14 protein-coding genes and 1 tRNA gene are annotated in these 14,726 nt (G+C 49.4%); 9 read left to right on the top strand and 6 right to left on the bottom strand.

All coding sequences use genetic code 11. The features are described 5' to 3' along the window. Nucleotides 1–4: 4 nt before the first annotated feature. Nucleotides 5–661 carry a hypothetical protein gene (locus R8377_RS03790; RefSeq protein WP_317642172.1) on the bottom strand — a complete coding sequence of 219 codons (657 nt, stop codon included), beginning with the start codon at nucleotides 659–661 and terminating at the stop codon, nucleotides 5–7. 250 nt (nucleotides 662–911) lie between these two features. Continuing rightward, nucleotides 912–1,685 carry a DUF1648 domain-containing protein gene (locus tag R8377_RS03785; RefSeq protein ID WP_317642170.1) on the bottom strand — a complete coding sequence of 258 codons (774 nt, stop codon included), beginning with the start codon at nucleotides 1,683–1,685 and terminating at the stop codon, nucleotides 912–914. Between the two features lie 399 nt (nucleotides 1,686–2,084). On the opposite strand from R8377_RS03785, the gene R8377_RS03780 reads away from it, so the two are divergent. Together R8377_RS03780 and R8377_RS03775 are read left to right on the top strand one after the other, a co-directional pair. Next, the gene (locus R8377_RS03780; RefSeq protein WP_317642169.1) at nucleotides 2,085–2,741 is read left to right on the top strand and encodes an ABC transporter transmembrane domain-containing protein; all 657 of its coding nucleotides are present in this window, start codon (nucleotides 2,085–2,087) and stop codon (nucleotides 2,739–2,741) included. Nucleotide 2,742: 1 nt separating this feature from the next. Beyond that, nucleotides 2,743–3,810, top strand: a complete 1,068-nt coding sequence (locus R8377_RS03775; protein ID WP_317642168.1) for an ABC transporter ATP-binding protein — start codon at nucleotides 2,743–2,745, stop codon at nucleotides 3,808–3,810. Nucleotides 3,811–4,070: 260 nt separating this feature from the next. Here the strand turns inward: R8377_RS03775 and R8377_RS03770 are convergent, their stop codons facing one another. Continuing rightward, nucleotides 4,071–5,015: an Abi family protein gene (locus tag R8377_RS03770; protein ID WP_317642167.1), complete on the bottom strand. Its 945-nt coding sequence runs from the start codon at nucleotides 5,013–5,015 to the stop codon at nucleotides 4,071–4,073. Between R8377_RS03770 and R8377_RS03765 the strand changes: the two genes are divergently transcribed. Continuing rightward, nucleotides 4,974–5,231: a hypothetical protein gene (locus R8377_RS03765; protein WP_317643751.1), complete on the top strand. Its 258-nt coding sequence runs from the start codon at nucleotides 4,974–4,976 to the stop codon at nucleotides 5,229–5,231. The two genes, R8377_RS03770 and R8377_RS03765, sit on opposite strands and share 42 nt — an antisense overlap. A gap of 121 nt (nucleotides 5,232–5,352) precedes the next feature. Here R8377_RS03765 and R8377_RS03760 read toward each other — a convergent pair whose 3' ends face one another. Then, complete coding sequence (locus R8377_RS03760) at nucleotides 5,353–5,511, bottom strand: hypothetical protein (protein WP_317642166.1); 159 nt, start codon at nucleotides 5,509–5,511, stop codon at nucleotides 5,353–5,355. Between the two features lie 46 nt (nucleotides 5,512–5,557). Continuing rightward, a tRNA-Pro gene (locus R8377_RS03755) sits at nucleotides 5,558–5,631 on the bottom strand. 168 nt (nucleotides 5,632–5,799) lie between these two features. Between R8377_RS03755 and R8377_RS03750 the strand changes: the two genes are divergently transcribed. The 6 genes from R8377_RS03750 to R8377_RS03725 all read left to right on the top strand — a co-directional run bounded on the left by R8377_RS03750 (nucleotide 5,800) and on the right by R8377_RS03725 (nucleotide 13,647). Then, nucleotides 5,800–7,230, top strand: a complete 1,431-nt coding sequence (locus tag R8377_RS03750; protein WP_317642165.1) for a UTP--glucose-1-phosphate uridylyltransferase — start codon at nucleotides 5,800–5,802, stop codon at nucleotides 7,228–7,230. A 153-nt stretch (nucleotides 7,231–7,383) separates the two neighbouring features. Next, entirely contained in the window at nucleotides 7,384–9,354 is a 1,971-nt protein-coding gene (locus R8377_RS03745; RefSeq protein ID WP_317642164.1) for a helix-turn-helix transcriptional regulator, read from the top strand. 48 nt (nucleotides 9,355–9,402) lie between these two features. Next, the gene (locus R8377_RS03740; protein ID WP_317642163.1) at nucleotides 9,403–9,717 is read left to right on the top strand and encodes a hypothetical protein; all 315 of its coding nucleotides are present in this window, start codon (nucleotides 9,403–9,405) and stop codon (nucleotides 9,715–9,717) included. A 158-nt stretch (nucleotides 9,718–9,875) separates the two neighbouring features. Continuing rightward, entirely contained in the window at nucleotides 9,876–12,476 is a 2,601-nt protein-coding gene (locus R8377_RS03735) for a DEAD/DEAH box helicase (RefSeq protein ID WP_317643634.1), read from the top strand. 87 nt (nucleotides 12,477–12,563) lie between these two features. Continuing rightward, entirely contained in the window at nucleotides 12,564–12,917 is a 354-nt protein-coding gene (locus R8377_RS03730; RefSeq protein WP_317643633.1) for an RNA polymerase-binding protein RbpA, read from the top strand. Nucleotides 12,918–12,933: 16 nt separating this feature from the next. After that, nucleotides 12,934–13,647 (top strand): HAD hydrolase-like protein, encoded by a 714-nt coding sequence (locus R8377_RS03725; protein WP_317643632.1) that lies wholly within the window; start codon nucleotides 12,934–12,936, stop codon nucleotides 13,645–13,647. 317 nt (nucleotides 13,648–13,964) lie between these two features. Here the strand turns inward: R8377_RS03725 and R8377_RS03720 are convergent, their stop codons facing one another. Continuing rightward, nucleotides 13,965–14,636, bottom strand: a complete 672-nt coding sequence (locus R8377_RS03720; RefSeq protein WP_425605027.1) for a MerR family transcriptional regulator — start codon at nucleotides 14,634–14,636, stop codon at nucleotides 13,965–13,967. Between the last annotated feature and the right edge of the window lie 90 nt (nucleotides 14,637–14,726).

Raw genomic sequence — 14,726 nt, 5'->3', positions numbered from 1 at the left:
CCGTTTACGTTAAAGATGAGTAGTCAAACAGAGAAGAATCAGAAACTTTGTAATCCTTGCCATGTGCCTGGTAGTCTACAGTGAAATTGACACCGTTGTACGTGTAGTCTTTAGTGAGTTTTGAGGGTCTGTCAGTGTTGGTCATTTTTTCGTTCAAAATTGTTCTTAGTAACATTTTCTCTCTTATTGCACTAATGCCAGATTTAACAAGGAAATCATGAGTGCCTGAATTCAAATAAGTGTTACTCAAAATGACATGTGGCTTGTTGACTAATTCTGTTTTTACTGACTGAGGAGTTGAGCCACTTTTCCCTGGAAATTTAACATTGAATCTCACGACCGCATTGATGAAGGCTTCTGTGTTTACCGCCGCGTCGTGGTAAATGACCGCGTTGCCTATTGCTGCCCCATTGTATGCAACAAGAGCATTAAAACCGGCCCAGACCACAAAAGGCACTGCTTCAGCATCGTCAATCTTGATATCCGCTTGGGCTGCAATGACTCTGACTAATCTGTCTAACGTTACATATCTCAAGCCTAGCGGGGTGTCTTTAAGGCTCTCTGAGAAGGTCATTCCATTTTGATTATCTGTGCCTATGGTAATGAGCTTACACTCAGTGGGTAATACAGATTGTGGATCTTTTTCGAATTTTTCTCTCAATACAAGATTGTCCTAGAGATCTTTACGAAAAAGCATCAATGCATGTAGCGACTCTCTCTGGATGCAGTTATTCATTTCTTCACACTCCAATTGTTATTGCTTCCTTACAATATTTGTAACTTTATAATTATAATATCCTAGTTACCCTCAATATCGCAATTCTGATAAAGCTTTAATATAATGCCATCGACGCTCTTTTGAAGATGCAATAGCGCTTACAGAATTTGTAAAATCAAGCATATAAAACCTCTCAGTTTTCTTTTTTTGTATATTGCATTCTTCGGGCCCTAAACAATAACAGGGTAAGAACCGCAGCTTCTATTGACGCTGCAAAAAAGAAACCCCAAATAATCCATATTCCGCGCAACAATACACTCAGCAGAAGCATTAGCACCCCAGTTGCGAGAAAAACTGCTGAACCTTGATATTGCAATACTTTCCAGGGCTTAGAATCTTTAGGGAGTCCACTAATATGCATTCCTTTCACCAAAGGCATCGCCATTCCTGCGATACAAGAGCAAACTCCTATGGCTACTCCTGAAAGCCGAATAATTATGTCATTGTCTGAAAAAGATGATATTTGCTTAAACCCTCCGTACAATAAATCAGCGGCAATTAGAGATAGGAGGAATTGCACCCAAATGCCTCCTATCAATAAAATCTTTAGGGATGTGTACAGAGACATGTTAGAGTCATTTCCGATTCCATGGAATCGTCTTACAAATAGCTCCATAAGGAACCATATTCCTGCGAATGTAATATTCGTTACGAGAGGTATCAGAAAAACACCAGATCCACTGCCCCATCTATCTGCGTGGCCGTGAATATCGAAATGAATTGGAATAGTGTCCGGCATCATTGGGACAATGATCGCAGCAATCGCAATCACAAAAATTGAGATGCTCCACATAATAATACGGAAAATCCATAACGTTCGTCTGTTTCTGTCGGTTAAGGTGTCCTGATCGACACTCTTCGGCATCTTACGGTTGAGATTTTTATCATCTTGGACTTTTAATTTCATCGAGCTAAACCACCTTGTTCTTGAGCGTATAAACCTATGTGCCATTGTATGCTGTCAGTTGAAGAAGTGCCATGTGGTAAGCAAAACGTTTATGAGTTCTAAATGACTGTCTTCGCCTGGATCGAGACGTTCTTGGCTATAACAATTTGGGCTTAATGCAGTAGGTGTAACACTTCATGAGAAGAATGAAATTGTTCATCTTTTGGTTTCAGCTGCATGCGCAAGTTATGTTGCAGTTTATGGGCTGTGACTTCTTATAGAACTGAACAAAATCTCGATAGAAAAAATGAACATATGCGTGGTTTACATAAGATACGGGTACTAGATATCATGGGGTGTATATCGGTTACGACATTATGTTCTCGCTGGAATATGAGACATTAGCATCAGGATCATGTATTGAAGCAGCATCATTCTATATGGCAATACCTTAAAGGTCACACAGGTGTATATGCTGTCTCTTTGATTTTGGGTGTGCTGACTCAGGCTGTGACACTTATGCAGCCCAGGCTAAGTGGAGATCTGATTGCTGGGGTGCAACAGAAGTCTCCGGTAACACGTATTACAGTGATGCTGGGAGTCCTCGTTATTTTAGGGGCGGTGTTAACTGCCATTCAGCAGGCTTTAATCGGTAAAATAGGGGAACAAAAGGTATATTCAATTCGACATCGAATGGTGGAAAAGTTCTTCTGTATGGGAGTACTGGATCGTGAAGCCAATCCTCCTGCTTGGTATTCCCAGAGAATTACCGGTGATGCTGCATTGATAAAGTCAATTCCCACGCAGTTTCTCGGTCTTGTACAGGCTGCGATTCTACTAGTAGGGTCTGGAGTGGCTTTAATCAGGATAAATCTGCTGTTTTTTGTCATAGTAATCGTTCCATCGATCATCTCAATTTTGTTTGTAATGGCTGTGTCTAGACCCATTAAGAAATGGCAAAATGAAATTCAGGATGCATCGATGGGGATGACTCTAAGCGTGCAAGAGTCTGTCTCTGCAATGAGAGTACTTAAAGCATATAACGCTATAGACGGAGAAAAAAAGGAAACTTTATAATGTGATATCGCGGGCATTCCAATCTGGGAAAAAATTAATCTATCTCTACAGTGGTTTAGGACCGATTACTCAAATTCTGTCGCAAGTTGGCAATATCCTCGCCATTCTTTACGGTGCATATCAGGTCGCTCTCGGCAATATGGAATTTACTGCCCTTCTCATGTTTTTGATGTACTTCTCCTATTTTTCGTCAGCAACTACAGCGATAGCCTCTGCAGTAGGTCAATTTCAGCAGGCTTTGGTTGGGGTACAGAGAATTGACGAATTCATGGCGGTGCCAGAGGAGGAAAACGCGGAGAAAACGGGAGTTCTGAAGCTCGCAGACGCTCCGGTTGTTGTTTTTGATGAGGTATATCATCAATATCCACCTGAGCAAAAACACTCTTTGTCTGAAGTGAGTTTTGCTGTGCCAGCAAAGAAAATTACCGCACTTGTCGGAGAATCTGGCGGAGGGAAAACGACATGCCTTGGCCTGATGGAACGATTCTTTATGCCTATTGGTGGGAAAATCACTATCGATGGACACAATCTTTCTGACCTTGATATTTCAGAGTTACGAGAACGAGTTGCGTTCGTTGAGCAAGAGCCATGCATTCTCACCGGCACCATCAGAGATAACCTAAAGTTAGGAAGGAAAACATCGACAGATGATGACATGATATTCGTGCTGACTCAGGTCGGTTTATCCACTACCGGTATCGGACAAGAGAATCTGCTGGATCTCTATGTGGGGGAGTCAGGCTTATCGTTGTCTGGTGGGCAAAAACAGCGAATAGCTCTTGCGCGAGCTCTGATTAGAGATCCTAAGCTATTGCTGATGGATGAACCAACATCTAATTTAGACGGCCTCGATGAAGAAGAAGTGGCTGAACTCATACGAAACAGGTTCCAAGATACAACCGTTGTTTATTCCGCTCACCGACTCTCCCTCATCCTTGAAGCCGATTGGATTGTAGTTATTAAAAATGGCGTAGTGCTCGATAAAGGTAAGCATTCGGATCTTTTGAATCGTTGTGAGTACTACAGGAGATTAATAGAGGCTCAGGCGCACGGTAAAGTGGAGTTGTGAGGAGTTGCAATGATGTGCAATTCTGCTTGGTGAAGGCATCTATCGTATGTTTCCTAAACGGTCGTTTTTGACACGGGCTGCGAGATGTGGATTCCGGGAGTCGTTTCGTCGAGTTAGGTGTTCCAAAATCCGTCTAAAAATCAACGTACTCTTATATTGATGGGAGGATGAGTTTTGACGCTAGCCAGGCATCCATAGCATGACCTTTTTGACCTTGGCTGTTCTTACGGGGCTACCGCCCCGAACTCCGCCGAGCTGGATCAGCTCGACCATACTGCTGCCGCACTGTTTGCGGTCGCTGCGCAACCGCAAACAGCTTGCCCCTCAATACGAGCCTGGAATAAGGCTATGCGCCAAAACTGCCTGCCTGTTCTAGTCGCAGTATTGTTGGGTGAAAAGGGTGCAGCGCTATTGCCAGATGGGCAGTGACTGCCAGTTTCCGGGAAGCCCATGTGTTTCAGTGGGAAACTGGGGTAACGGTTCATCAGTCCCACGAAGTTGTTGCGCCAGTAGGTGATGTCCAGCTGGTTCAGCAGGTAGTGCTCCATGGTCAGGAATCCTGCCGGGCCTTTTGACTCCGGCCGGCGGAAGGGCTCCCATTGGTTGCCCCACCAGGTGGCGTCGTTGGGGTAGAGCTTGGGCTTGATGGGTGTCATCTTGGAGTCGATGCAGTTCCAGAAGCGGTCGTGATGGGCGGTCTTGTTGCGGGCGATCCGAATGTTCTCAAGCCAATCGCGCAGCAGTTTCTCGTTGCTGACGCCGGGCTTGTTGGACATGATGCCCAGCTGCAATGCCAACTGTCGTTTGATTGAGGGGTCGGCGCCCTTGTAGAAGATCTTCTTGAAATCGCCGTAGGACAGGCAGTCCACCAGTATCCAGATGGGCGGCAGGGGATCGGAATACGTGGCTCTGAAATGTCGCAGCTGAGGCAGCGACGACCGCTGGTAGTCGTTGGCGATATTGGCGATCGCGTTCCTGTGTTCCTCGGGGCTGAGCCCGGGCATGCCATCCGGCGCGGTATAGCCGAACGGTCCTGTTGTCTTGGCCAGTTCGGATGCCATGCAGCTTTTGAGGTGGACCTCGATGCTGACGATGCCGTCGAAGACGATGGTGCGCAGTTCCTGGTCGAACATGTAGCGTTCCCAGATGGAATCCCAGGATGTGTGGGGCAGGAAGGGCAGTTTGCGTTTTCTGTCGCCTGCCACAGGAGTGAGGAACGGATACCAGTAGCCCTTGAGGCGGTAGTAGCCGACCAGGTCTATGCGCTCGGCAAGGTCCTAGACGCCGATACCCGTCAGTCCGTTCCTTACGAGGAGTTGGGCAAGGTCCATGGAGCTGCGGTATGGGTGGCTGGGGTATGGGTTAGCTTGGCTATGGTTGTGGAAGCCATGTGCCCTCCAGGTAAAAAAATACCGCCATAGTATGCATTCCGCCCCGAAAGGCAGTAGAGGCAGTGGCGGCTTCTAACACAATTGAGTGTACGTCATGCCGGCGTCGAACGCAAAACCCCGCGCCCGGCTTGCGGTTCACGGCTTAGGCTCCTCATACACGATGCTGAAGAAGCTGGATTCTCTTGCCAGATGCACGGCCGATGTCTTTGCTGATGATGACTGAGACCGAGAGCACCATAGCCGACGACATGAGCCAGTCGGGCACATAAGACCAATACGATGTGCCCGAAATGTGCCCGATTGGGGGCATACAAAAAATTCCAAGGCCCGAAAGCCTTGGAATTGTTGCTATCTCGTCGGGCCGGCGGGATTTGAACCCGCGACCCCTTGACCCCCAGTCAAGTGCGCTACCAAGCTGCGCTACGGCCCGAACAGTGCTAGAAGCACCGATAGGAAACATTAGCACAAGGTCGATTGTTTGCCAATTGCTGGGCGCGTCTGATTGGGATTTCTTTGTCGGTTCAGTGAAAAACCGGTTCGCTTGGTTAATTTGTGTGAGTGCGGCTACACTGGTTTGTATCGTTAGAAAAGGAGACCCATGGATTCTGAGGCTTTTGCGCACTGCCAAGCAAAGATGCAGAATGCAGAAATGAGTGACATCGCAATCGCTCAATTCCGGCGCTTATACGAGACTTGGAGCGCTGGGGAAGTGGGGGCCTGCATACGAGAGCGCGACATTAGTCCCTTACGCGATGTGCCAACCTTCCATGAGATTCGCGAATCCATGGATATGGATTATGCCCTCGAAGCTTTTTCACAAACCGCCTTCCTTAAGCTCAACGGTGGACTTGGCACTTCGATGGGCCTTGAGAAGGCCAAGTCTCTGCTGCCCGTGCGCCGACATAAGGCCCGGCAAATGCGTTTTCTCGACATCATCTTGGGCCAGGTTATAACAGCTCGTAAGCGCCAAGAAGTTGCCCTGCCTCTGACCCTGATGAACTCATTCCGCACTTCAGCTGATTCCATGCGCGTTGTGCGCGCCAATAAGCATTTTGAACAGAGTGATATTCCTGTCGAAATCATCCAGCACTCTGAGCCTAAGATTATTGCCGAGACTGGTGAGCCAGTTTCTTACCCGCAGAGCCCAGAAATGGAATGGTGTCCACCAGGCCACGGCGATTTGTTCTGCACTATTTGGGAATCGGGTTTGCTCGACAAGCTGCAGACTGCCGGTATGAAGTATCTGTTCATCTCTAACTCCGACAACCTTGGTGCTAGGCCCTCAAGGACTTTGGCTGGGCACTTTGCACAGTCCGGCTCGCCTTTCATGCTGGAGGTGGCGCAACGAACCAAGGCTGACCGCAAGGGTGGCCATCTCGTGATTGATAACGAGAGCGGGCATTTAGTCCTGCGTGAAATGACACAGGTTGATCCTCAAGACAAAAACAGTGCGATGAGCATTCGCAAGCACCCATATTTCAATACAAACAGTATTTGGGTGCGTATCGATGCTCTTAAGGCTAAACTCGACGAGTATCAAGGTATTCTGCCGCTTCCGGTCATCGTGAATAAAAAAACCGTGAACCCAGCCGACCCAGACACCCAAGATGTAATTCAGCTAGAAACCGCTATGGGCGCTGCCGTTTCACTCTTTGACGGCGCCACGTGCGTGCAGGTGGATCGTATGCGCTTCCTGCCGGTAAAGACTACGGACGACTTGTTTATTATGCGCTCGGACCGTTTCCATTTAACGGATTCGTACGAGATGGAAGACGGCAATTACATCTTCCCCGACGTGGAGCTTGATCCGCGCTATTACAAGAATATTAACGATTTCAACGATCGCTTCCCTTACGGTGTGCCCACCTTGGCGGCTGCAAACTCAGTCTCAATTCAAGGGGATTGGACCTTCGGCCGGGATGTGACCATGTATGCGGATGCTTCACTTCCAGACAATGGCAAACCCTCTTACGTTCCTAACGGACAGTTTGTAGGGCCACAGGGAGTCGAACCTGACGATTGGCTGTAAACCCCGGGAAAAAGCCGATTGCGAATCAGCTCGTCAAGAAAAGACGGAAAGATTTGGACATTCCGGTACCCAGAGCGCAGAAAACAATCTATGATAGAGGTGTGTGTGTAGTACGCACACTAACACTAATATGCTAATGATACGCGAGGACTGATGGCAGAGGGAACGAACGGTAGGCGGCGCTTTTCGGACAAATGGGGCAAGCACGAATTAGATGTCCTAGCCGTTTTATCATCAGCTTTTCCCCAGTGGCTTACCTCTCGACAGATTGCTCAGCGAGTCAAAGCCTACGCTGATTCCTATGGAGAGCTTGCTGACCAGGCAGCCAAGGCTGCGTTTGCTAAGCAGTTCCAGCGCGACCGTGCCAAGCTAGCTGCCATGGGCATTGCTATTGAATCGCGCCAACCTGAGTATTCTTCTAAGTCAGAAGGTCAGGATTTTGCTTCCTACCGACTGCAATTGGGCGATGAACCGCGTATTCGCATGCACTTCGAACAGGAAGATTTACCGATTCTGGCAGCGGCCAACTACCTAGCTCGTTCTATTTCCATGTCGCAAGAGGCCTCTCAACCAGCTCGACCGGTTTCGCGCACCACGCCACGCGTACCCCAGGTGCCAATTCCGGGGCTTGGTTTGGACTCCATTGCGCCCGGTTTGGGCACTCAGCAGTTGCCGGATTCATTGGTAAAGGTCATTGATTCGCGCCGTTTTGCCGCTACTATCGACGTCGACGGTGAGCATATCAACGTGGCTTACACCGATTCAGACGATTTGGCCATGTTCGTCCTAGAGCATCCCGGTTCTGCTATTGTGAGCCCACGTGAAGCAGCAGACGCTTTCCACCGTCGGCTGCAAGCGGCCGCTAACTTCGAGCTGGCAGACGAATCGATGAGTGCTTCTGCGGCCACAGTCGTGTCTCCAACTATTAGCCGCATTGAGCTAACCGAACTCGAACACAACAAAGTTAAAGAAATAAGCGAAGAAGAGCAGGATCAACCGCACCCTCGTAAGAGCTCTAGTGCTTTCCAAACTGGCTCTGAGGTAGACCGTAGGTTGCGCTTAATGCTGTTTCTTTCAGCGCATCTGGGTGAGGAGTTCTCCCTGGCTGAACTGGCAGAACGCTTCATTGGCACGCCACACTCGGACGATGAGCTCAAAAAGTTTGTGAACATCATCCATAAAGACATCAATACGTTGACTACGGTCTCAGATGATGGCGAAATGGCTGGCAGCCAGTTCTTCGATATTGACTGGACCTTGCTCGATGAATCTGGGATTGTATCTGCCACAAATTCGCTAGGCTTGGAGCGTTTAGCTGGCATCTCTCCTCAGTATCTGAGCATGCTTACTGCTTCGCTCAATTACCTTGCGCATTCGCCGCTCATGACTGAACAGTCACGTGAGCAAGCTGAGACGCTCTACCAGCGTTTACGTAGCCACGTAGGTCCGGGAGATACACCTTGGCTGTCTTTGACTGGTTATGAGACAGAACCTCCCATTTTTTCCGTCGTGAAGAGTGCTATCAACACCGAATCTCTGCTCGACATGGAATACACCGACGGCGCTGGCCGCACTCGGCGCAAGGTAGTTGCGCCGGCGAAGATTTTTGTTGACGAGGGTCGCTATTATGCCGCAGTGTGGACCGACATCGGTGACGCTGCCAAGGGAACAAGTGCGGAGAAAGATGCCTATCCCAAGACTGGTAAGGCTAAAGCTCAGCATTTGAAGAAGGGTACTGGTAGAGACCGTCAGTGGCAGGTTTTGCGTCTATCTCGTATTGAGCATGGCGATATTGTCTCGCCCAGCACCAAACTCGATATTCCAGATGTACCGGTGAGTGAGTTGCGCAAATGGAGTTTTGACTACGGTACTGCGGCGGTGTTTATTACTGACACTCCAGACTTGCCGTTCATCAAGTCGCTTCCTGGAGCCAGTGTTGAGCCTTGCGGAGAGGGGCAGAAGGTTCACGTTACGATGTCATCTGACTCGTGGTTTGTGGCATTCTGCATCGCTCACGCCCGCCATATCAGCGCTGTGGCTCCTGAAACTTTGCGCAAAATGATTCTTGCACGGGCTCAGCGAGAGCTCAGCATCATTAAAGAAAACGCTGAAGAAGGAGCGTAAGGCCACAGTCGGGGGACATGCCAATTACGTTGCAGTGAGGAGGTAGTAATGACCGGTTGGATTTGGCCAATCTTGGTAGTGTTCATGCTAGTCATGCTCGTCTGTGGTGCTATGTATGTCTTCCGTAGGGCACGAGATGCCTCGCGTGTGGCCACGTCTCTCGCTGCCGCTATTCAGCAACGACTCAGTGCTGCTCAGCAAACGGAGCCGACCCAAGCTGATGAAACTCCTGCTTTTACGCAGCCGCTTTCAGCCTCTTCAGACAGATATGCCCAAGCGCATAAGCGAGTAATCGAACGTAAAGCTCAAACTCGGGTGCGCCATGAGATGAAGTGGGCCGACTGGGCGCACTTTAACGAATGAACTGGTAGGGTAGAGGTTCTTAGAATTTCGACTCTGCACCGGGTACGTACAGCCGAAATTGCCTGTTTCGGCTGTAAAGATCCACCATTTACGTCGCTTTCGCATTGCGTCGGGAGCCAAAAACTGAGCATTTTAGCGGTACATCCTCCAGGAAGAGCATGAGAGAACAGACGAAGACGATAACTGCAGATTATGAGAATGCAGCCCAGCGCTACGCTAATTTCCGGATGAGGCAGCAGCACACCGGAACAGCTGCTGGACGATTTGAACTAGGTTTACCTTTTGAACTCGACAGTTTCCAGCTAACTGCTATCGACGACCTTGAAGCAGGCAATAACGTTTTAGTAGCTGCTCCGACAGGTGCTGGCAAAACTATTATCGCCGATTTCGCTGTCTTTCTAGCACAAGAGCAGAATGTTAAGGCTTTTTATACCACACCAATTAAGGCGTTGAGTAACCAAAAATACCATGACTTAGTCAATCTCTATGGTGAGCACAAGGTCGGCTTGCTTACCGGAGACACCTCGATTAACGCCGATGCTGACATCATCGTGATGACCACTGAAGTGTTGCGCAACATGCTCTACGAACGCTCGACAACATTGAGCGCACTACGGTATGTCATTTTGGACGAAGTCCACTATCTAGCCGATCGTTTCCGAGGCCCTGTGTGGGAAGAAGTGATTATTCACTTGCCCGATTCGGTCAAAATTGTGGGTTTATCAGCAACTGTGTCGAATGTGGAGGATTTTTCGCGTTGGATAGCTTCGGTACGAGGCAAAACTAAACTGGTTGTTTCCGAGAAGCGACCAGTTCCTCTGGAACAGCACGTTATTATTCAAACAGACGCTGAAACTGAGCCAGAAGTTATTGATCTTTATAATTCCAGCGAGGCTAAGAAGCAATCGCTTAAGATCAATCCTTTTCTTGTTTCACGACTCAGCCAGCTCGATTCCTTCGCTCAACGTCGCATCAATCGAGATCGTCCGGGGCGCCGCAGGCCTAACCGTGGCAATCGACGCGATGGCGGGGGAACTCGTCAACCCAACAGGCACACTCCTAAACGTTGGGCCGTCATTGACGAACTGGACTATATGGGTATGCTGCCTGGCATCTATTTCATTTTCTCCCGCACAGGATGCGACCAAGCTGTAAAGCAGTGTCTCGACGCTGGTCTACAGCTCACTACAGATGATGAAGCCCGTCGGATTCGGCGCATTGTGGACGGCATGGTCCAAGGCCAACTCAGTCACAGCGACTTGCAGGCTCTGGGCTATTCACAGTTCCGATTCGCGCTAGAACAAGGCTTTGCGGCACACCATGCTGGAGTTATTACTCTTTTCCGGCAGGTGGTCGAACACCTCTTTGAGCTAGGTCTTGTCAAGGCCGTTTTTGCCACGGAAACCTTGGCTCTAGGTATCAACATGCCAGCGAAATGTGTTGTTGTCGAAAAGCTAGAAAAGTTCGATGGCACTGGCCATGTCCCGCTCACTCCCGGGGAGTTTACCCAGCTGACGGGGCGAGCCGGGCGGCGTGGCATAGACTCCATCGGTCACGCGATTGTGGTAGACCATCAGGGTTTCAGGCCAGAAACGATGGCGTCCCTTTCCAGTAAGCGCGTCTACCCCCTGCATTCGAGTTTCCGACCGACTTTCAACATGGCGGTGAACTTACTTAATTCAAGCGATTATGAAACTGCTCGTAATACCCTGGCACACTCCTTTGCGCAGTGGGAAGCTAATGAGTCTGCTGCCGAGCTTGAAGGACAGATCGCACGCCTCCAAGAGGCTATGAACGGCTATGAGCAGGCGGCTCACTGCAGCAAGGGTGATATCGCGCAATTCGCTTTGATACGGGACTCTCTGTCGTGTACCCAAAAGAAGGGCCGGCGGTCATTGAAACGCATGGTGTTCAGCTCTGAAACCGAACGTCGTGACGCCTATGCCTCTCTCGAACACAAAATTGCGGAACTGAAAGAGTCTGAGCAGGAGCATCCCTGCCGCGATTGTGCGCATTTGCAAGACCACATGAAGTGGATGCGCAGGTGGATTCGTGAGCGACATGAATTGGAACTCGCCCAAGATAGGTATGCTTCACGTACTGGATCAGTTGCCCGGCAGTTCGATAGGATATGCCAGATTTTGCTACGCTTAGGTTATCTACGACAGGTGGAAAACCACATTGGGACAGAAGACAATTTCAGCTGGACCAACGACTACCGCCTGACGCAGAACGGCCAACTGTTGCGCCGCATCTATAGCGAGCAAGACTTGGTATTGGCCCAAACTTTGCGCAGTGGCGTCCTCGATCATTTGGAACCGAAAGAGCTGTGCGGAGTCGTCTCAGGATTGGTTTACGAGTCGCGTAGGGGAGGGGTGAGCGCCCGAACAGCCACCTATCCCGGCAGACCAGCAGACGGTATGGCAGTGGCCACGGAAGATATGCAAGGTATCTGGAAAAATGTGGCTTTAGCTTGCGAGGAGGCCGGACTCTCTAGAGAATTACCGGAACTCGATTTCGGCTTGGCTGAGATCATGTACGAGTGGGCGGGGGGAGAGAGTCTAGCGCGTGTTTTGGCAGGTACGGATTTAACCGCTGGTGACTTCGTGCGCAATGCCAAACGGTTGACTGATGTTTTGCGCCAGATTGGCCAGATTGAACCGTATCTGGACAATGATTCGAAAGAACTTGCCCAACGCGCACGACAGGCTGTAGATTTAATTAATCGCGGTATTGTGGCTTATACGGGCGTAGACTGAAATAATGCTTGGGAATAATATCAAGGTCCTAGCTGTTCTGTAGCTTGGAAGTAGTTGCATGATGCACGATGTTGACATGGAGGAAGTATGGCTGAACGCAGTCTTCGCGGTATGAGTATTGGCGCAAAATCACTGGAGTCCGATGAGAACGTCGATTTTGCTCCTCGCCGGGAGGTAGCTTATATCTGCCCGAACGGCCACCGTACCATTCTGCCACTCGCAGACGGTGCAGAAGTTCCAGACGAATGGGAGTGCCGCTGCGGTCAGATTGCCGTGCGTGAAGGTGAAGATGAAGAAGAAATTGAGCAAGCCCACGCCGGTAAGCCAACGCGTACCCATTGGGACATGCTGATGGAGCGTCGCAGCGAAGAAGACCTCAAAGTCGTCTTAGACAAGCGTTTGAAGATGCACCGCGAGGGTTGGTTCCCAGACTACGAGTAAGGTAATAGCCCAAATTATGAATCCTACAGGTCGAAAGATTGTTCTACTCGATTTAGATGGTACCTTGACAGCTTCGGACCCGGGTATTTTGGCCTGTGTGCGCAAGATTTTTGAAGAGCTGAATCTTACTGTGCCTTCGGAAGCTGCTTTACACCGCTTTATTGGACCTTCCATAGCAGAATCTTTACGAATCAATGGCGTAGATGAAACACTCATTCAGCCTGGTATTGACATTTATCGCAAGTATTACAACGATATTGCAGCCTTTGACGATCCTAATCATCCAGGGCAAATGGTGCCAGGACGGCTGTGCTGTACTGTCTACGAAGGCATACCAGAACAGCTGAGAACATTGAGGGAGGCGGGTTATCGCTTATCTATCGCAACCTGCAAGCCGGAATACCAAGCAGTACCTGTGTGCGAACATTTCGGCATCGCATCCTTGGTAGATGATATTTTCGGCGCCAGTCGAGATTCATCCCGCAGCAACAAAGACCAGGTCATCCAGTATGGCTTTGACCAGCTTGAATTCGATACACAAGCTGGAGATCGGGCTCTGATGGTCGGCGACCGCTGGACGGACGCTGACGGAGCTCGAGCGCTCGGTTTAGATTGTTTAGGCTGCGGCTGGGGCTATGCAGAAGATAAAGAACTATCTGAACACGGTTGCTATCATGTAATCGATCAGGTCAGCGCATTGTCTGATACCGTTCAGTGTTACTTTAAGTAGTAAGACCTCGGCGGTCACGATAAGCCACGATACAGTTGTACAGCTTCAGTACCGTGGCTTTTCTGTATCGTGGCTTTTCTGTAGTCTGAGCCAAGAACGTCACTTTACAAGATTGTCTCGCAGTTCTCCCACACCCACAAACGCCGATAATGTACGTTATGTCAAATTACTTTTAATTCAAAGCGCAGCCCTATTCCTTGTCTGGCGCACAACACCACCCCCATCAATCCTGTACACATGAGCTCGGCACAATCTTACGCCAGATATGCAAAAGCGCACCGCAAGATGCGTGTGCGCTTTTGTGCTCAACCAAATGCTTATGCGAAGTGCATTGATGCAAACTCACGGTGTTCAACCTGCTGACGCTCAATACGCTGACGCAGGCGCTCAATCGCCATCTCCTCCAGCGGTCGACGCAGCTTACCCCAGAACTCAGACTCTTCGTCGAGATCCACGTAATCTTCCTCAGCCAAATCCATCTGGACCTGCTGCCAAATGCTGGCCACCGCCATAGCAAAAACAGCCTTGCCCGAAGTCATAATTTCAAAGAGCTGATCAGAACTCTGACAGTCAATCACCTGGTCGCCATCGCACACGATAGTCACAGTTTCCAACTGTGCAACCGACTTCTGCGTCAAGAAATCAACTGCCGCAGTAGCATTAGGCAGGTTTACGCCGATATCTAGCAGATGCTTTAATACAGCCAAAATAACGATGTCTTTAAAAGAATACAGACGCCGTGAACCAGAGCCGTGTGATTGTGTGATGGACGGCTCCATGATCTGTTTGCGAGCCCAATAATCGAGCTGTCGGTATGTGATACCAGCAACTTCAGAGGCTACCGAACCGCGGTATCCCCTAGTGACCTTTTCATCTCCCGACATGGAGAATAGCTGTCCTTGAACTGCGTATTGTGAGTTCTTGTCTTGCGCAGCCTGCCCCAAGGCTGACAATGACGAATGCAGGTCTTGAGAGCTTGATAGAGCCATCGACGTGTTCCCTTCTGTGTCTAACTTGCTCTGTTATGTTCGTTCTAGTACTCAGTGTACGACTATTCCAGTATGTCAGGCTTTGGGCTC

The sequence above is a fragment of the Bombiscardovia apis genome (assembly GCF_033095945.1).
GTDB lineage: Bacteria > Actinomycetota > Actinomycetes > Actinomycetales > Bifidobacteriaceae > Bombiscardovia > Bombiscardovia apis.
Note: the sequence above shows the minus strand (reverse complement) of the source record. Positions and strands in the feature narration are given on the sequence as shown.